The sequence below is a fragment of the Sporosarcina sp. QA0331 genome, assembly GCF_055808055.1.
On sequence record NZ_CM147850.1, the window covers coordinates 480,686 to 501,432 of the forward strand.

At 47.6% G+C, this 20,747-nt stretch carries 8 protein-coding genes; 6 read left to right on the forward strand and 2 right to left on the reverse strand.

What is annotated here, in order from left to right; all coding sequences use genetic code 11:
• Positions 1-23: 23 nt before the first annotated feature.
• Complete coding sequence (locus AC0L13_RS02520) at positions 24-2,768, reverse strand: DEAD/DEAH box helicase (protein ID WP_473643621.1); 2,745 nt, start codon at positions 2,766-2,768, stop codon at positions 24-26.
• Positions 2,765-4,342 (reverse strand): hypothetical protein, encoded by a 1,578-nt coding sequence (locus AC0L13_RS02525; RefSeq protein ID WP_473643624.1) that lies wholly within the window; start codon positions 4,340-4,342, stop codon positions 2,765-2,767. The genes AC0L13_RS02520 and AC0L13_RS02525 overlap by 4 nt, the downstream gene beginning before the upstream one ends.
• Before the next feature lie 195 nt (positions 4,343-4,537).
• Here AC0L13_RS02525 and AC0L13_RS02530 point away from each other — a divergent pair, with 195 nt between their 5' ends.
• From AC0L13_RS02530 to AC0L13_RS02555, 6 genes are all read left to right on the forward strand, one after another.
• On the forward strand, positions 4,538-4,981 hold the full coding sequence (locus AC0L13_RS02530) for a transcriptional regulator (RefSeq protein WP_440498203.1): 444 nt from the start codon (positions 4,538-4,540) through the stop codon (positions 4,979-4,981).
• A gap of 413 nt (positions 4,982-5,394) precedes the next feature.
• Positions 5,395-6,081: a hypothetical protein gene (locus AC0L13_RS02535; protein ID WP_473643627.1), complete on the forward strand. Its 687-nt coding sequence runs from the start codon at positions 5,395-5,397 to the stop codon at positions 6,079-6,081.
• Entirely contained in the window at positions 6,082-7,356 is a 1,275-nt protein-coding gene (locus AC0L13_RS02540) for a permuted SH3 domain-containing protein (RefSeq protein WP_473643629.1), read from the forward strand.
• Between the two features lie 258 nt (positions 7,357-7,614).
• Positions 7,615-8,748 carry a polysaccharide deacetylase family protein gene (locus tag AC0L13_RS02545; RefSeq protein ID WP_473643631.1) on the forward strand — a complete coding sequence of 378 codons (1,134 nt, stop codon included), beginning with the start codon at positions 7,615-7,617 and terminating at the stop codon, positions 8,746-8,748.
• A 531-nt stretch (positions 8,749-9,279) separates the two neighbouring features.
• Complete coding sequence (locus tag AC0L13_RS02550) at positions 9,280-14,730, forward strand: S8 family serine peptidase (protein WP_473643633.1); 5,451 nt, start codon at positions 9,280-9,282, stop codon at positions 14,728-14,730.
• Positions 14,731-15,212: 482 nt separating this feature from the next.
• The gene (locus AC0L13_RS02555; RefSeq protein ID WP_473643635.1) at positions 15,213-20,627 is read left to right on the forward strand and encodes a S8 family serine peptidase; all 5,415 of its coding nucleotides are present in this window, start codon (positions 15,213-15,215) and stop codon (positions 20,625-20,627) included.
• Positions 20,628-20,747: the final 120 nt, after the last annotated feature.

A 20,747-nucleotide genomic window follows, 5' to 3' on the forward strand; every position in this document is an offset into this window, starting at 1 on the left:
CAAATAGAACCGAGGTCGCTCAATTATCTTTCAAATGAAAGAAGGTCATCCAATTCCGTATCCGACAACTCTGTCAGCCATTGACTCGACTGGATCAAATCTGCGGAAAGAGCCGCCTTCTCGACAAGCATCTTATCGATTTTCTCTTCAATCGTCCCGACTGTCACGAACTTATGGACATGCACGAACTTTGTCTGTCCAATCCGGTATGCCCGGTCCGTCGCCTGATTCTCAACTGCCGGATTCCACCAGCGATCCGCGTGCAGCACATGATTCGCCGCCGTCAAATTCAACCCGGTACCGCCAGCTTTCAACGATAAGATGAAAATCGGGAATTCACCAGTCTGGAATGCCTCGACCAAATGATCGCGCTGCCCCTTCGGCATGCTGCCCGACAGGAACGGCACATCGATATCGTACAACTCGCTCAAACATTGACGGATCAATTGGCCCATCCCGATATACTGTGTGAAAATCAAACATTGCTCACCATTTGACGCGATATCCGCCGCCATCGACACAATCCGGTTCAACTTCACAGAACGCTCCAGCATCTGATCTGCAGGCGCATGTGGTTCTTTCAAAAACAGAGACGGATGATTGCAAAGCTGCTTCAAACGGCTCAACATTTTCAAAATGAGCCCTTTCCTCTCAAAGCCGGTCAACGTCTCCAGCTTGAACTTCGTATCCTCGATGAAACTTTCATAGAGCGCCGCCTGTTCCGTCGTCAACGGACAATACTCATTCTGTTCGAGCTTCTTCGGCAAGTTCAACTGCAAATCAGGATCGTTCTTCGTCCGGCGCAGCAAGAACGGTCGGATTTTTGCCCGCAATTTGCGCTTTTCAAGCTCCGAATCATCGCGTTCGATCGGTACGATAAATTGCTCAGTGAACGTCCGGAAGATTCCGAAATACCCTTTATGGATGAAATCGAAAATCGCCCATAGCTCAGATAGCCGGTTCTCAATCGGCGTACCCGTCAAAGCGATTTGATGGTCGCCGTGCAATTTACGAATCGCCCGGGACTGCTTCGTCTGCATATTCTTTATATTTTGCGCCTCATCGAGCGTGATGCTCGCAAAAACAGTCCGGCTAAGCGTCTCGTCATCCTGCGTCGCAGTTCCGTACGTCGTCAAAATGACATCCGGCTTGCGGCTTTCCAAAAGCTCGTCGAATTCTTCCTCGCGAGCCCGCGATGGACCGTAATGCGTATGCACAGCAAGCGAAGGTGCAAAACGTTCGAGCTCCTTCTGCCAGTTGCCGAGCACGCTCGTCGGGCAAATGATGAGCGAAGGGGAATCCGTCTCAGGGCGCGCATGCACATTCAATAAATAAGAAATGAGCTGCACCGTCTTCCCGAGCCCCATATCATCCGCCAAAACAGCACCGAATTGATGCTCGCGCATGAAGACAAGCCAGTTATACCCGTCGATCTGATACGGTCGAAGTTCCGCCTTCAATCCAACAGGAATTCCTGCATACGGAAGGCCATGTTTATTCGAAACCATCTCGACATAATCGCGCAACGACTGCTGCATCGAAAACGCGAGAAGGGGATCATCGGAACTATCATCCTCCTCAATTGGGATGATTTCTTCAGGAATCTCTTGGAACAGCAAATCCTTGACCGTCCACTCGCCCGCATCCGCCTGCTCCATCAGCTCGCGGATCCGCTTCAGCCATAGCGGGTCGATATGGAACCACTCATCGCCGGACCGGATATACTCACGATTCTCATCGACGAGCTTACGGAACATATCCTGATCGATTTCCTTCCCGGCAAGCGAAAAGTTCCAATCGAACGAAAGGACTTCATCGAGACCCGCGGCAGAACGATATGACTGCACACTCGCACTCGTCCGAACGCGCATCCTCGACTCCGTCACCGACTTCAGCCATGCCGGCAAAATGACAGGATAGCCGAATGACTGGAACACGGGCAGATCTTCCTGAATGAATATGCGCACTTCCGGATCCGTCATCGACATCGACAAAAACCGGTTCCCAGGTTCAGCCTCGACCGAACGGAGGAAGGAAGCCATCTCGGACTGTTTCTCCCGGATTTCATCAGCGTACTCTTTCCATTTCGCGGGCAGCGCATCACCGATTTCTGCATTCAATTTCCGGACAGCAGGCGTCCAATGCGTCCCGCGTTCACTGACGACGACCGTCTCAAGCAGCCACTCCGTATCGGCGTCGGTATCCGGCTCCGTCAGACGGAAAGCGACCCGGACAGGCATCGTCGAAACCGAATCACCCGGCCACCCGAACTTGCGCAAATGTGGAAGCAACGCCGGCAACTGATCGAGCTTCATGGCCGAAGCTTCGATTTTTTCGCGAATCGCATCATGCAAAATCATCGAAGAAAGGGCAGAAATCCCGATTTTCTCCTCGTCGAATCGGATCATCCCTGCGTCCAGCTCCGCATGCTGCCAGAAATCGGGTTCAGTCCATAAACGTGCAGCTTCCCGCAACGCTGATAAATGCGCCTCATCATTTGTTGTCTGTCCCGAAAACGTTGCGAAAGGATGCGTCTTGCCCGCAAACACTTGGAGAAACTCATTCGTATTCAAATGGACGGCCTTTTCATCCGTAACTGGCAACAGCCCGTACAAAGCCTGCTCATTATTGAAGAACAAGAATGAAGAGAGCCTGTCCGGAAGAACCGCTCGCCCGGACGAATCTGTCGCGGTAACCGTATACCGTCCTCCTTCGCCCCGGTCGATCGATAATCGGAAAAGGAGATTCAACGTATCCATTTTTGTCATAAATTCAAATTCCCCTTTTCCATTTCTTCCGACAAGGCGCGCAGCCGTCTGTACTGCTCACGCACCGTGTCAATGTACCGGTTCCAGAAATCCGCCTTGCCGCTCTTTTTCGCGCCAGCCTTCATATTTTTGAACAAACGGACGGCGCGGCGGTAACTATGCCTGTTCTTTTCCTGAATGAACCGCATCGCGTACGTATGAAGTAACGGCATGACGGAAGCCGGGTCATTCGCGAGGACGAACTTCAACGTATCCGGTTCGAGCCCGTCATACGGAATATTGAACCGGTGCATGAGCGCCGCCCATTCGGCAAAACGCTCACGCTCGATGAGGAAATCGCCGAACGCGCTGACGCCATCTTCCCCGTAGATCATGAAAAGCTCTTCACGCCGCTTTTCCGGAAAGTCCGCTTCTTCAAGCAATCCATCGATTTTCCGGATGAAATGATACCGGTCGGTCGAAAGCGTCATACGTTCAAAAAACGCGCCGATATGTGGATAGATCGTATCCATGATCACTGAAAGGGAACCGGCATCCTCCATCTCGGCAGCAAGGTCCGCTAATGGAAGCCAATGTCCGACAAGCTCTCCGCCCGCGCGTTCCGCAATTTTCGCTAACGACTCCTCATCGCCTTTCGTCAAATTGAAATAAGCGGCGAAAAAGGATGCATCGACCGAATCATCTTCAAGAAGATTGGCAAGCTCCTTCTCTTGTGAAGCTTGGTCTTTGTACAGGAACTCCCACATGATCGCATATATTTCAAGGCGGACTTCAAAAAGCCCCTCATTGCGTAAAGCGAATTTGCGGACTTGTGTTTTCAGCGCCGTGTAAAACGCGTCCGTCTCGAACAGCCTCGGCTTCTTGACGAGCGATTTGCCAATATCGCGCAACTTCTCGATCTGTTCATTGAGCCACATTTTCACTTGCCATTGGCGGTATGTGAAATGGTTTGCCTCCTCGAGATGTTCGCGCGCAAACGACCAGCCCGCTTCCAAAAGATGCAGACGGTAAAACAATTCGAATAGCGGCTTCCACTCCCATTCGAAAGGGGATAGCGGAATCACTTTTTGGTCCATCAACGAGCTTTCATGGATGAAAACATTCGGATTGTCACCGGGCCCTATTTGCCGAAGCGGCTTCGTCAGCCTGTACAACACTTCATTCCAAACTTCGGGCGTCCGTTCCGAAACGGACAGCGCCATCTGTTCCGTCTCTCGCCGTTGCCAATCATGCAGCCATTCCGTCAATGAATGAAACTGTGAATAGAGTCGGAAGACGGTCGCAATCTTATGAACGCACCAATCGTCGTTGCTGCATGTACATTCCTTGAACGATACAGAAGGGGCAAGCTTCACTGTTTGCTCGCCTTCATCACCCAATGTCGCAATAAGGGTATTCACGCCCTGCAAAAAACGGAAGTCAAGAAACGCATCTTTTCGGACTAACGAAACCGCCTTCCGGATTTGCTCGGACTCTTCCTGTACATCTGGCCGGAACGAATGCTTGATCCGATCCATCCATTCATCTATTTCACGCTCATGCAAATACGAAAATCGTTCCATTGACATGTGCATCGGCTCACTCCCTAAACTAAAGCATTCCTTTTATTATAAGGCTTCTACGCCGTAATCGTAAATGATATCATTTCAAACAAGTGGAATCATCAATTGAATGGACGTTGAATAGTATAGAAAACAAATCATTCACAAAACATTGTGAACTATGATAGAATGATAATAATCGGAATATTCAATGATGGAGGGATGAAAATGCTATCAGTTCAGCGTATGACGCCTTTTTTCACTAGCCAAGAGGATTTCCGTCTACGTCTCGTGTTCGCCTACCAATATTTTTCGATACTAAAAGGCGGTGAAGTATACCAATTTGTCCCCTCTGAAGGAAAAGAGATCGTCGTCAATGTGAAGAGCCTGCAAGTCGAAAACCTTGGCGAAGTGTTCGTCTTCCAACGGGGCAGCCGATTCATCCGCCTGCCGCTTTACCAGCTGCTTCTCATCTCGGATCTTCACCTACATCTATCGTCAATTCTCGAAGGGACATTGAATTTGCAACTGGAAATACCCGAAGTCGTCATTAAGGAAGCAGAGGAGCTGATGAAAGAAATCGAATCCGAAAACCGCACACGTATGATCGACTACGCACTCGAAACAAACAACCGCTCCTTATTCACTCAACTGACGGAAGGACTGCAATAAAATTGAAAAACAACTCATGAAAAAACACTTATCGTCCAGACAAACGATAAGTGTTTTTAATTTTGCCTTCAAATTGGGTTAATCTATGAGATTGATAGGGTATATAAAGCTTGCTAACTTGGTTCATTCAATTCGTGAAAAAGTGCAACGCAATGACGAAAACAGTAGAACCGGTCAATCCGAATAAAAAATCCTGCACAGTAAATCGGTGTTTATCGTCTTGATCCATCAAAATCCGCTCCTTTGTCGATTTCCCGGGAAATGAGGCGTTTGGGGGAATGAATTTCTACCTAGACTGGCCAAAATCTCCAAAAAACATACATAATATGTCTACTAAAAATTGAAAATTTCACGAGATTTGATACAGTTATGTATACAGCATCAAAATATATTCGCAGAAAGGATGGTCGCGCTTGTTTTTCGACTACCGATTTTGGCACTTTTTGACGAGGCCTTATGAGCTTGCGTCCCAGCTGCAAACCGGAACGATGCGGCACTTCAACAAACGGCTGTTCATCGTTTTCCTAGCCGGCATCTTACTTTTTGCAATCCGAGAAATTTGGGGCATGGGTACGGAAGCACTCACGTCATTGATGACGACAATGACAACGACGGACTACATAATCGCAAGATACGCTTCACTTGCAGGCACGTTTATATGGTCAATCCTATACATAGCGTTTCATATTTTCGGAGTCGCCTTACTCCTCTCGACTCTAACGAAAATCCCATACCAGAAGCTGGTCCCGCTGCAAGTGCTCGTCACAGGCGTCCTGCTTATGGAAAAGGCGGTCCTTTTCATCGTCTTTGCAATGAAAGGTGTTACCGTCAGTCTTTCATTTCTATCATTCGGCCCGCTCGCCGTCACGGTCATGGAAAATTGGTATTTGATTCTTTTCATGAACCAATTGACAATCACAAGCGCGCTGATCATAACTTTGCAATACCGGTTCATCCGTGGCTTTCTCGTTGACGGAAGATGGAAGGAGCAACTATGGATTTTGATCGGCTTGCATGTCGCACTGGCCCTCATTACGGCCGCTGTCGCCTTCATTCCGTTCGATTCCATCCTCAATTCACTTTTCGGAGGTGGCTTCTAGATGAATAAAAGATTAAGCATTACCGTCGCCGTCATCGTCAGCCTGTTCATCGCCGTCAACGTCCATCTGCTTTTTTCAAAGAAAAGCACCGTCCCAAAAACATTGTATGTCCAGCACCACGAGCGCATGACTCCTGGACATTATGTGGACGAAGTAATGAAAGAGGGACTCATTACACCGGAAGACATTTACACCGTCTATGTCGGCGACGATGAAGTCATCGATACATGGCTCGTCAAAGAAGGAGACCCGGTTCAAGTCGGGGATGAAATCGCGTTGCTGCAGACCGAACGCGCAGAGAGCCAACTCGCGGCATGGGAGGCGGAAGAGGAAGGTCTCCTTGAACAACGGGATGCAATTGAATCAACAATTGCCACCCTTGAATCAGACCGGCGAAGCGCCCAAAATAACTCGTCTCACGTCAATACGACCGAAACGCCTGGAGACTCCGAAGTCGAATTGAATGTCGACGTCCAAGTCGATGTCCACCAAGACGGCGCCTTCGCCCAAGCAATCGCTGAGGCAGAACGCGAACTGTCGGAAATCGATCGGAAACTTGCCGTCGTTCAAACGCAGCTTAACCAAGACGCGACCCGTCCGGCACTCATCAGCCCAGTCGATGGAACCGTTTCGAAAGTGGACAAGCACGGCTTCACGCTCGCCGCCGATATTTACAGCGACACCAAACTTGTCACGACATACGTCCAACTCGACGAATGGCAGAAAGTCGAAGCGGGCGATCCGGTCCAAATCCAGCAAAATCATTTGGAAACGGCCATTGAAGGCACGGTCCACTCCATATCCGAAGTGCCAGCAACAGATAGCAGATGGCGCGAAGCGTACGATAAGCTCGATCCGAAAGAACGGGAAAACTCGCTCGACCTGTATGAACTCACCATTATGCCTGCTGAAGAGCTAGTTAACTTGCCATTCGGTGCGAATGTGAACGCAACAATCATCGTGAATGAAGCAGACGCAGTCGCAGTAAAACTTGACTGGCTTGATACGTACGTGAAAGATAGCGCCATTGCATGGAAGCTTGACGAAAAAGGCCGCACCGCAAAAACGGCCGTCACTGTTCCATTCATTACGAACAACCGAGCTGTCGTGACAGAAGGACTCACTACCGGAGACGTCGTAATTCATAGCCGCAACATCGACGAATACAATATCCAATCGAATGTCTTTCTTCCATTCCCACTCGAATTCCCATCAAGAAGCGACTGGAGAGCATTCGGCTGGAAAAATTATGTGAAATACGGCTTTGTAGAATAATCACGAACTCAAAAACCGCCCAAGTGGCGGTTTTTTGTCGTTTCCATTGTTAGTTTTCAGGCGGTTCGATGTCTCCTTCAGGCGTTTCGTACGATTCAACAGGCGGTTCCATTAGTTTGCCAAACGCAATTGGCGCGACAGTTAGTATTGGGAAATTACAAATTCCCGCGCACCGTTGCAAATTCCACTTCTAGACCTGTCCCTCTTTCAATATAGTGAAGAAATCGGATCATTTCGAAAGGAGACGGGGGAGAGCGAATGAAGAAATGGACTTGGGCATGGTGTATCGCAATCATTTGTATTTTATTCACAGGAGTGGGGAACGTCGAAGCCGCAAGCGAAAAGGGAAAACGGTCTGTCGGACTCCACGATCGTATTTTGCCAATTGAGGATATCCGTGTCGTTGACGGTGACACGAAAGTGCCGCTCGAAGACATCGCAAAATATCTTTACTTGTCTATCGAAGTGAAAGATGGGGAGACGACGATCCGCAAGCGCGGGAAAGAAATTGTATACAATCATTCAACAGGAGCAACGACATTGGACGGGGTGGATCAGCCGTGGCAACCTCTCGCCTCCATTAACGGTCAGCTCTTCATTAGCGTAAAATATATCGCTCGCGAAACCGGGTTCCAATTCGAATATTTTCAAGACCACCATACGATCCGCATTTATCGCGAGGAGTTCAATCATATGAGCCATAAGGATTTCGAGGAAGTGATTAAAGCATATTCAGTGGAACAGCAGCCAGTATCGACGACCAATAAAGCGAACGTCTACTTGACGTTCGATGACGGTCCGAATCAATTTACGTTGATCAATAACGCGACGCTTGAAAAATACAAAGTGCCTGCCACCTTTTTCTTCTTAGGCAACCAAATGAAGCAGAATGAGGCAATCGTCAAAACCGTTTCGGAAAGCGGCCATTACGTCGGTTCGCATAGCATGACCCACAACAAGGCGTATGTTTACGGATCGACCGAATCATTCATTGCAGAAATGATGGGCGGTGTGGAACTCGTCGAACAACTGACAGGGAAGACTTCCAATCTCGTACGTGTCCCATATGGAAGCAAACCGCTCGTCACGCCGAGCATGCAAAAAAGCCTCGTGGACCGCGGACTTAAAATGTGGGATTGGGACGTCGACTCCAACGACTGGCGTTACACCGACAAGCAATCAGACCAAATTGTGAAAAACGTCCAAGATGGCGTCGCGAAAGCGGCAAAATCCGGCGACAAGGAAATCATCGTCCTCTTGCATGACCGCAGCCAAACAACAATCGCCCTTCCAAAAATAATCGACTGGCTGCAACAAGAAGGCTACAGCTTCAAGTCATACGAACCCGACAACCACATCACCCAGAATTTCCTCCGCGACCCACATCTCTGAATCAAACCTGAATTTAACAATAAACGAAAACTTACACTCTACTAATGAGAACTCCCAATAAATCGAACCATTAATTTGTCAAAACCATTCAGCGCGACAAGCTTTTCCTACAATCACGCATAACCACCGCGAAACACGCATAATCCGCAACAAATACGCATAAAACCTATTAATCACGCATAACTCCATCTACACACGCATAAACGCCGTCAAAAACGCATAACTCCAGAAATTCACGCATAACCGCTCTGAAATTCACCTGAATTCTACAAATCTCATATTTGGCATCCACAATCCCCATCTTTTTAATGACAGACACTATTGTTTTATGTCTCATAGGAATATCGTTTCCCGCCATATTTGAGGAACTTATGGCACCTTCGTGCCATAAGAAATAAGAATCTCTACTACCTTCGTGTAATATTTCTGGACAATCTGTACCTTCGACAAAAACAGCTATTCTAAATGTTTCCTACCAATACTATCTTGTATTGGCACCAATCTATCAATCATAAAGGGGGAAAAGGTATTTTGAAGAATCATTCTTTTGCAAAGCTACTAAGTACGTTCCTTGCGCTCGTCTTAGTGCTTTCCATGCTTACGCCGTTCTCGGTTTCCGCAAGCTCGGACCCGACTGGCGCAGCAGTAACATCGGCAACAAAAGCAACAAAAACCTTCAAAGAAAACCTCTCAGATGAAAAAGTCATGCAGCAAAAAGCGGCTATCGCTGAACAGCTGAATCTACTCGGCGGAGAAACGAAACTGCATGAACAACTTCAAAACATCAAAGGAAACCAGCAAGTCCCAGTCATCATCCACTTATCCGAAAAATCAGTAGGACTCCAAATGGGTCTTAACGGATTAAAAGGACGAACACTTTCCAAAAATGAAGCACAACTAGTAAAACAAAAAGTACGTAACCAACAGATCAACGTGAAAAAGGAAATGGTCGCCAAAGGCATCCAATTCACCGAAGGCTTCACATATGACACTGTCCTAAACGGTATGTCAGGTACAGTCAGAGCGGACGATCTTCCAAAACTCCTAAATGTTCAAGGAGTCACACTCGTTGAACCGGACACAATCGTATACGCCCTCGACAACGGTAATTCGAAAAGCCTCTCTAAAGCTAACGGTTTGAAAATACCAGCCCCTTCAGAATCAAAACTTGAAGAGAAAGAGAAAGGTGGACAAGTCGGACCTGCTATGGATACAAGCATCGGCTTCCTCGGAATCGAAGCGCTCTGGGCAGAAGGCTATGAAGGACAAGGCATCAAAGTCGCTGTCCTCGACACAGGAATCGATGCCGACCACCCTGACTTCCAAGGCATCTACAAAGGCGGCAAAAACTTCGTCCTGCACAATGGCAACGACTATACCCGCCCTCGTGCTGACGACGACGCTTCCGAGACATCACCATTGGATCGTCCGTCCCACCGTCCTGAATTCGACGCAGACGGAAGAGCCTTCTACACATCCCACGGCACGCACGTCGCAGGAACAATTGCCGCAATCGGCAACAACAAATACGGTATTAAAGGGATCGCACCAAAAGTTGACCTTTACGCATACCGTGTACTTGGCGCATATGGCAGCGGGTCTACATCCGGTATTATCAAAGCGATTGATACAGCAGTCATCGAAGGAATGGATGTCATCAACCTATCGCTCGGTGGTGGCTCTAACACTGAAACAGACAGTGGTTCCTTCGCCATCAACAACGCTATGCTCGCTGGCACAATCTCTGTCATTGCTACAGGAAACTCCGGTCCGAACCGCGGAACGATGGGCACACCAGGCACAGCCCGTCTAGGTATCGCAGTCGGGAACACGACAAACCCTGAAGCTCACTACTTCGGCGACATCAACATCAACGCCGGCAGCTATAGCCTATCAAAAACATTGAATCTAATGGGTACAACATACGGCGCTAACCTCGCTACGCAACTTAACGGCGAATATAGCCTCGTCGCAGTCCCTGGCATCGGTGCAGCAGCCGACTACACAGGACTTGATATGAATGGCAAAGTCGCACTCGTTGCACGCGGTCAAATCGCATTCGTCGACAAAATTGCAGCAGCGAAAGATAACGGCGCAGTCGCCATCATCGTCCACAATTTCGCTGGTGGAACAAATGCACCGGGCGCATCCGGCACATTCCTTGGAGACGACTTCGAATTCATTCCGACATTCGACATGTCCCAAACTGATGGAGACGCAATCCGTGCAGCACTCGCACAAGCGGAAGGCACAATCTCGTTTGGCAATTTTGATAAGACAATGACAACAGGCGACGAAGTGAACGACTCCAGCTCACGCGGACCGTCCACTCCGAACTTCGACATCAAACCTGATGTCAGCGCACCTGGAACGAATATCATGTCCACAATTCCAATGTACAAAGCAGACTTCCCGGATGCTTCCTACGAAACCGCATTTACGCGTAAAACAGGTACTTCCATGGCTACACCACATATTGCGGGAATCGCGGCGCTAGTGAAACAAGCGAATCCGAATTGGGATGCCTTCGATGTAAAAGTCGCGCTTTCCAACACAGCGAAGGTCCTTGACACTGGCAAGTACGACGTATTCGCACAAGGGGCAGGCCGCGTACAAGCATATCAAGCAGCACACCCTGAAATCCTGGCATACGCACTCGACTCCGCAAACAACGATGGAGAGGAAGTCGAAAACAAAAAAGGGACTGTGACATTCGGTCCACAAGACCTTTCAAGCAATATCTCTGTCACTAAGCAGATCCTCGTGAAAAACGAGAACGGCAACGGCGGCACATACAATGCATCCGTGCAAGTGACGAAAGGATTCGGTGACGCGAAAGTCACAATCGACAAGCCGACATTCACCTTATCCGGCGAGCAATTGCTCAACGTCACATTGACAGCATCCGCTGCAAACACGAAAGCCGGCGATGAAATCCTCGGCTACATCAATATTACAGGCGGCAGTACGACGGCTTCATTGCCGTTCGCAGCTGATTTCGGCGGGGTAGCTCCAACTGAAGTCAGAGACATGGAAATTACGGAAACAGACTTGAGCTTCAACGGCGACGGCGTGAAAGACGAAGCGATGCTCTATTTCACGACTACGGGCGACGTTGCTACTAACTACATTGAGCTTTGGGATATCATGGATCCTGAAGGCGGCGAGTACGGAGACGGCTACATCGGCTACTTGCACGCGGGCACTTCACTACCGGCAGGATCATGGCAATTACCAATTAGAGGACAATACAACCCGTGGGGAGGTACGGGCGCAACGACAATTCCAGACGGTCTCTACACGATCGACTTCACAGCATTGTCAGCTACCGGCGTCATCGGTGACTATGTCGGACCGGTCGTTGTAAAATCTACAGCGGGTACGATTGAGGGGGCTATCGAGGGCACAACAGCAACAGGCCAAATCGACGATGCCTACATCGCCTACCAAGAAGAACTTGTATGGTACGGACTGGGCTACGATATCAATACGAAACTAAAAGCAACCTACGAAGTATTGGAGGGTGAAGAAGTCGTCGCGTCCGGCCCTGTCAAGTTGGCGCAAGATGGGAAATTCTCATTCGACCTTCCAGAGCTGAACAAAAAGAACAACTCGGTTAAGGTGAAATACGAAGACGCGGCTGGCAATAAAGCCGAGGCGATCATCTACAACGCCGGCGACGAAGTGGACGAAGAGATTTCGTATAAAGTCAACTACGAATCGCTTGCCCTTGAAATCGGCGAATCTAAACAACTGACTGTAACAGAAATAACGCCAACGGCAGAGAACGATGTTACTAAACAAGCGACATTTACTTCTGCGAACAAGTCTATTGCAACTGTCAATAAAGGTCTCGTCAAAGCAGTTGGAGTAGGTAAGACGAACATCACTATCACTTATCAGGACTTCACTGCAACAGTGGAAGTAGAAGTTACCGAAAAAGCAGTGGATACTGTCTCATATTCCGTGAATAAGGACAATATCGCTCTCGAAGCAGAAAAAAATGAACAGCTAACAGTAACTGAAACAACGATAAAAGCGGATGGTACAATTGTGGAAAAGGATGTTACATCCAATTCTACATTCAAAACGGGCGATAAAAAGGTTGCAACCGTCCAAAAAGGCCTAGTCACAGCAGTGGCTCCAGGCAAGACTAACATCACAGTTACTCATAAAAAGTTCACAGCAACAGTGGCAGTTGAAGTAACTGAAAAAGCGGCAGACATTGTCACGTATTCCGTGAATAAAACTAACCTTACGCTCGAAGTAGGCCAAACAGAACAGCTGACAGTAACAGAAACAACAACAAAACCAGATGGTACGAAAGTGGATAAGGACGTCACGGCAAACGCCAAATTCGTCCCTGCCAACAATAAGATCGTATCCCTCAATAAGGGCCTTGTTACAGCAAAAAGTCCAGGAAAAACGGATATTACAGTTACTCACAAAGACTTCACAGCAACAGTAGCAGTTGAAGTAACTGAGAAAGCGGCTGACATTGTCACGTATTCCGTGAATAAAACTGATCTCACTCTCGAAGTAGGCCAAACAGAACAGCTGACAGTAACAGAAACAACAACAAAACCAGATGGTACGAAAGTGGAAAAGGACGTCACGGCAAACGCCAAATTCGTCCCTGCCAACAATAAGATCGTATCCCTCAATAAGGGCCTTGTTACAGCAAAAGGTCCAGGTAAAACGGATATCACAGTTACTCACAAAGACTTCACAGCAACAGTAGCAGTTGAAGTAACCGAAAAAGCGGCAGACATTGTCACGTATTCCGTGAATAAAACTAACCTCGCGCTCGAAGTAGGCCAAACAGAACAGCTGACAGTAACAGAAACAACAACAAAACCAGACGGAACGAAAGTGGAGAAGAACGTCACGGCAGACACGAAATTCGTCCCTGCCAACAAAGCTGTCGTAACTCTTAATAAAGGCCTTGTTACAGCAAAAGGTCCAGGAAAAACGGATATCACAGTTACTCATAAAGACTTCATAGCAACAGTGGTAGTGGAAGTAACCGAAAAAGCGAAAGACATCGTCACATATTCTGTAAATAAAACCAATCTTACTCTTGAAGAAGGTCAACAAGAGCAGCTGTACGTCACGCAAAGAACTTTGAAACCTGATGGCAGCATTGTCGAAAGGGATGTTACAGGAAGCCTTCGTTACAACGTGATGAACGGCAAGCACGCAACTGTACAAAAAGGCCTCGTTACAGCAAAAGAAGCGGGCATGACACAAGTGCGCGTCCTGATCGATGGACAGGAAACGATTAACGTTTATTTGACGGTTACACAAAAACCGCAAAACACAGTCATATACTCTGTGAATCTATCAGACGTATATATTAGTGTAGGTCAACAGGAACAGCTGCATGTAATAGAAACGACAGTTACACCTGACGGCAATGTAATTTCTCAACGAGAAGTTACGGGGCACTCCGCCTATAAGGTGATTGACAATTCAGTTGCTACAGTGAAAAAGGGCCTTGTGACAGGCTTGAGAGCCGGCAGCTCGCAATTGCGTATCGAAGTGAAAGACCAAAACGACGGCGAGATTAAAGACATAATTTACGCTTTCATCACTGTTTGGGAACTCCCGTCGGACATCGTCACATATGAACTTAATCGGACTAACATGAAAATGGAAGTCGGCGAACAAAAGCAATTGAAAGTTACTGAAACAACCGTCACACATGCTGGTATAGTGACACAACGCGATGTAACGATCGACGCAAAATTCAAAGTCGTCCATAACACAATCGCAACAGTTTCAAAAGGTCTTGTCTCAGCGCATCAGCCAGGCAAAACCCAAGTCAATGTAACATTGCCGAATGGAGAGTCTACCTTTGTCTACCTTGAAGTCACAGGGAAAAACGGAGCTGAAGATCCATCCACGCTCACAGATATTGATTTCACAGATGAAATCATCATCCTGGACACGAACGTAGGCTTCACAGCAATCCAAATTTAAAACAAAAAAGGACCAGTCTTTCCGCATCAGTGCGAAGGCTGGTCCTTCTTTTCTGCATAAGCATAAGCAAAACCGGTCAATCACGCATAAATCGCTCTAAAAACCCATAACCGCAAAAATCCGCGCATATATCCAGAAACTTACGCATAAATCGGCACATTCACGCATAAATCCCTCAAGAAACGCATAAACGTAAAAAACCACGCATAACCGCCACGACATGAATCGCACTATCCAAAACATCGCCAGCAACTTGTCAAAATCCCATATCGAAACACCTAAACAAGCAACTTAGCTAAATACTCATAATTCCAGCTTCATCCATAAATCCTCAGCACTACTCACATCCAGAACCATCCATATCCTTTGAACGATTTTTCTGAAATATCGCTATTAACGACACCAATCACTATTTTCAAACAAATCACGCTATGCTATCGTGAAGTGGCAATCTACCAAACTACTAAGGGGGAATAGGTATTTTGAAGAATCGTCACTTCACAAAGCTGTTCAGCACGTTTTTAGCGTTTATCCTCGTGCTTTCCATGCTGACGCCACTCACGGCATCCGCCAACACGGATCCGGTCGATTCAGCGGAAACATCGGAAACCACAGCTGAACAAACGGCTAAACAATTCAAGCAAAACTTGCAAGATGAAAGCATCATGCAGCAAAAAGCAGCCATTGCCGAACAGCTCAACCTGCTCGGGGGCGAAGCGAAACTGCATGAAGAGCTCCAAAACGTAGCAGGGAATCAAGAAGTTCCAGTTATTATCCATCTATCTGAAAAATCAGTAGGACTCCAAAAAGGAATCCACAAACTGAAAGGAAAACCATTCTCCAGCGCAGAAGCACAACAGACAAAACAAAAAGTGCGCAACCAGCAGGTAGCTGCGAAAAAAGAAATGGTTATCAAAGGCATTCAATTTAAACAAGGCTTCACATATGATACCGTCCTGAACGGAATGTCCGGAACTGTCAAAGCTGACGACCTGCCAAAACTTCTCGAAGTAAATGGCGTCACACTCGTCGAGCCAGACACGATTGTACATGCACTCGATAATGGTAAATCGAAAAGCCTCTCTAAAACAAACGGTCTGAAAAAACCGGCCCCGTCCGAATTAAAACTTGAAGAAAAAGCAAAAGGTGGACAAGTCGGTCCTGCTATGGATACAAGCATCGGATTCCTCGGAATCGAAGCGCTCTGGGCAGAAGGCTATGAAGGACAAGGCATCAAGGTCGCTGTCCTCGACACAGGAATCGACGCCGACCACCCAGATTTCCAAGGCATCTACAAAGGTGGCAAAAACTTCATTCCAAACAGCAGCACATACACACGCCCACGCGCAGATGACGACGCATCTGAAACGTCACCTGTAGAGCGTCCGGCTGGCACACCTGAATTCAATGCGAACGGAAGCTCATTCTACACTTCCCACGGCACACACGTCGCGGGCACAATCGCCGCAATCGGCAATAACATATACGGCATTAAAGGAATCGCACCGAAAATCGACCTTTACGCATACCGCGTACTTGGCGCATACGGCAGCGGTGCCACATCAGGCATCGTTAAAGCGATCGACACAGCAGTCATCGAAGAAATGGACGTCATCAACCTTTCACTAGGCGGCGGCTCCAACACTGAAACGGACGCTGGTTCATTCGCTATCAATAACGCCATGCTAGCAGGCACAATCTCAGTCATCGCAACAGGAAACTCTGGCCCGAACCGCGGCACGATGGGCACTCCTAGTACAGCCCGTCTCGGCATCGCAGTCGGCAACACGACGAACCCAGAATTGTCGACCGTCAAAGCAGAAGTGACAAACGGCGAATTCCAATTCTCAAAAAACGTGAAATTTTTCTTCACGCCAATTGGAAAAAATCTTAAACAAGAATTATCTGGGGAATTGGATATCATAGCAATCCCTGGGGTTGGAAAAGATTCGGACTATGATCAGTTGGACGTCCAAGGAAAAGTTGTCCATGTTTCTCGTGGGGAAATTGCGTTCCTGGAAAAAATCCAAATTGCTACGGAAAAAGGCGCCAAAGCGATCATTATGTACAATACAAAGGATCATGCGGATGGAAACGATAATCCGATGTCCAATGTAGGCGGCGGCAATGTTTTTGATGTGGCGATCCCTTCATTTAACATGTCTTACAATGATGGAAAGGCAATCAACGACGGTTTGGAAAACGGAGAAGGGAAAATCTCATTTGATGTAAATAACTTTAACTGGACTACTGGAGACGAAGTGAACGACTCCAGCTCACGCGGACCGTCCACACCAAACTTCGACATTAAACCTGACGTCACAGCACCGGGAACGAACATCATGTCCACAATTCCGATGTACAAAGCAGACTTCCCGGAAGCCACCTACGAACAAGCGTACGCACGTAAAACAGGTACTTCCATGGCTACACCACATATTGCGGGAATCGCGGCGCTAGTGAAACAGGCGAATCCGAACTGGGATGCCTTCGACGTAAAAGTTGCGCTTTCCAACACAGCGAAGGTCCTCGACACTAGCAAGTACGACGTATTCGCACAAGGAGCTGGCCGCGTACAAGCATACCAAGCAGCGCACCCTGAAATCCTTGCTTACGCAATCGACGAAGCAAACAATGATGGCGACATCGTTGAAAATAAAAAAGGGACAGTAACATTCGGTCCACAAGATTTATCGAATAACATTGAAGTGACAAAGCAAATCCTTGTCAAGAACATGAACGGCAATGGCGGCACATACAACGCCTCTGTACAAGTGACGAAAGGCTTTGCAGACGCAACAGTCACAATCGACAAGCCGACATTTACTTTATCAGGCGAGCAGTTGCTCAACGTCACATTGACAGCTTCCGCAAATGCGAATCCAGCACCTGGATCTGAAATCCTCGGCTACATCAACATCGAAGGCGGCAGCACGACTGCATCATTGCCATTCGCAGCCGATTTCGGCGGGGAAGCAGCAGCTGAAATTAGAGACATGCGCATCACGGAAACAGACTTGAGCTTCAACGGCGACGGCGTGAAAGACGAAGCGATGCTTTACTTCACAATCACGAGCGACGTTGCTACGAACTACTTGGAAATTTGGGACATCATGGACCCTGAAGGCGGCGATTACGGAGACGGCTACATCGGCTACCTGCACGCGGGCTCTTCACTAGGGGCAGGCTCATACCAGTTAGCGATTAAAGGACAATACAATCCTTGGGGCGGATCCGGCGCAACAACAATTCCGGACGGTCTCTACACAATCGACTATACTGCAATGACGGTATCCGGCAACCCACCGATCATCGGTGACTACGTAGGACCAGTCGTCGTTAAATCCGAAGCGGGTACGATCGAAGGGGCAATTGAAGGCACAACTGCAACCGGCCGAATCGATGACGCTTATATCGCATACCAAGCGGAACTCGTTGAATACGACATGGGCTATGACATCAACACGAAACTAAAAGCGTCTTACGAAGTATTGAAAGGTGAAGAAGTTGTCGCATCCGGCCCGGTCAAACTCGAGCAAGATGGGACATTCACATTCGAACTTCCTGAGCTTAACAAAAAAGACAACTCGGTCAAAGTGAAATACGAAGACGCTGCAGGCAATAAAGCTGAAGCGATCATCTACAATGCTGGCGACCAAGTGGATGACGAAGTCGAATACACAGTCAACCATGAAGCGCTTGAACTTGAAGTCGGCGTATCGAAGCAATTGACTGTAACTGAAACGACGACAAAAGCGGATGGAACGACAGAAGAGAAAGACGTCACAGCAGACGCAACATTCACTTCTGCTGACGAGTCAATCGCGACAGTCGAAAACGGCAATATTACTGCTGTTAGCGCAGGCACGACAGACATTACAGTAACATACAAAGAATTCACTGCGACAATCGCAATCGAAGTGGCGGAAGAAGTGAATGATGAAGTCACGTACGCGGTGAATAAAACAAAAGTTTCACTTGAAGCAGGACATCAAGAACAGCTATTTGTAACTGAAACAACGACAAAAGCAGACGGCACAACTGAAGAGAAAGACGTCACTGCAGAAGCCACATTCACTTCAGCGGATGAGTCAATCGCGACAGTAGAAAACGGCATCGTCACAGCAGTCGCTGCAGGCACAACCGAAATCACTGTTACGTACGAAGACTTCTCAGCAACAGTTGCAGTCGAAGTCGCTGAAAAGGCAGTTGGCGAAGAGACAGTCACATACTCCGTCAATAAAACAAATATGGTACTCGGCGTAGGCCAGCAAGAACAGCTTTATGTCACTCAAACGACAGTAAAACCTGACGGCACTGTCATCGAAAAAGACGTAACAGGACAACTTCGCTACAACGTCGTTAACAACACGTACGCAACTGTTCAAAAAGGACTTGTCACAGCGAAGCAAGCAGGAAAAACGCAAGTTCGCGTCTTGATCGAAGGACACGAAACGATCTACGTCTACTTGGAAGTGAAAAATCTTCCGCAAGACATCGTTACGTATACTGTGAATCAAACTCATGTGAACATCGGAGTTGGTCAACAGGAACAAGTCTATGTCACGGAAACGACTGTAAAACCTGACGGCACAGTCACTGAAAGAGACGTAACAGGTTTCGGCGCTTACAAAGTGATCGATAACACTGTCGCAACTGTGAAGAAAGGTCTTGTTACAGGATTGAAAGCAGGCCAATCACAATTGCGCATCAATGTCTACGACAACAATCAACAAACAAATCTAAAGGAAACATTCTACGTTTACGTAAAAGTAGAAAACCTTCCACAGAACGTTGTCACGTACGAACTAAGTGCGACTGAAATGACAATGGAAGTAGGCGAACAGCAGCAACTCAAAGTAACTGAAACGACTGTCACGCCAGACGGGAAAACGACACAACGCGATGCAACTGTTGACTCACGCTTCAACGTCGTCAACAACACGCTTGCGACTGTCCAAAGAGGACTCGTCACAGCACATGCACCAGGTAAAACACAAGTCCGCGTCGTTATGCCAAACGGTGATGTCACACTCGTCTACCTTGAAGTGACGGGCAAAGTGGAAGAGCCGGAGCTACCGGAAGAACCAGAACAACCGGACACAATCGCATTCGCAGTCAATAAAAATCACGTCTCCCTTATCGAAGGAGAAACGGATCAATTGACGGTCACACAAACTACGACAAAAGCGGACGGCACGTTTGTAGGTGAAGAAGACGCTACTTCTTCGTCAACATTCACATCTGCAAATGAAAACGTCGCAACTGTCGCAAACGGCTTCATTACAGCAACAGGCGCAGGCGAAACGGAAATCACAGTTACACACGGCGATTTCACATCAACTGTTACGGTAATCGTTGGAGCAGCACAAATTACTGAGCCTGAAGAACCTGTAACTGAACCGGAAACTCAGAAATTTGTCGTCACAGAAGATACGATTGCAAGCTCCACAGGAGAAATCGTGCTTGACTTGTCGGCGTTTGAAGGGGAAACTGATATCGAATTGAACGCTTCTGCTTTGAAAGCACTCACAGATTCAAAGAAAGAAGTTGTCATCCAAAAAGACGGTGCAGTCTTCTCGCTTCATAAAAATGTATTCAAAGACTTGCACGGCGATATGACGATCTCCATCGCAAGAAGCAGTGCATCTGAAGTAATCAACGCCGTTTCCGACATTTACACAATCACGTTCTGGAATGGAATCGGTGACATGAAACAACAACTGACTAGCATCAATCACAAAATCGATGTCATCATGTCAGTGAACAGCGATAAAAACGTGTCAATTCAAGACCTTACCAGTGGTAACGTTCTTTCCATTAAAGGCAACACGAAAGATGGCAAAGCAAGATTCCAAACAGATAACGCCGGCAGCTTCGTAGCTATCGAAATCTAATCCAAAACAGCCTTTCCGACTCTCGGAAAGGCTGTTTCTTTCTCCAAAAACGCATAAATCCCACTATCCACGCATAAATTCATTTCTTTACGCATAACGGCTACCAATTACGCATAAAAG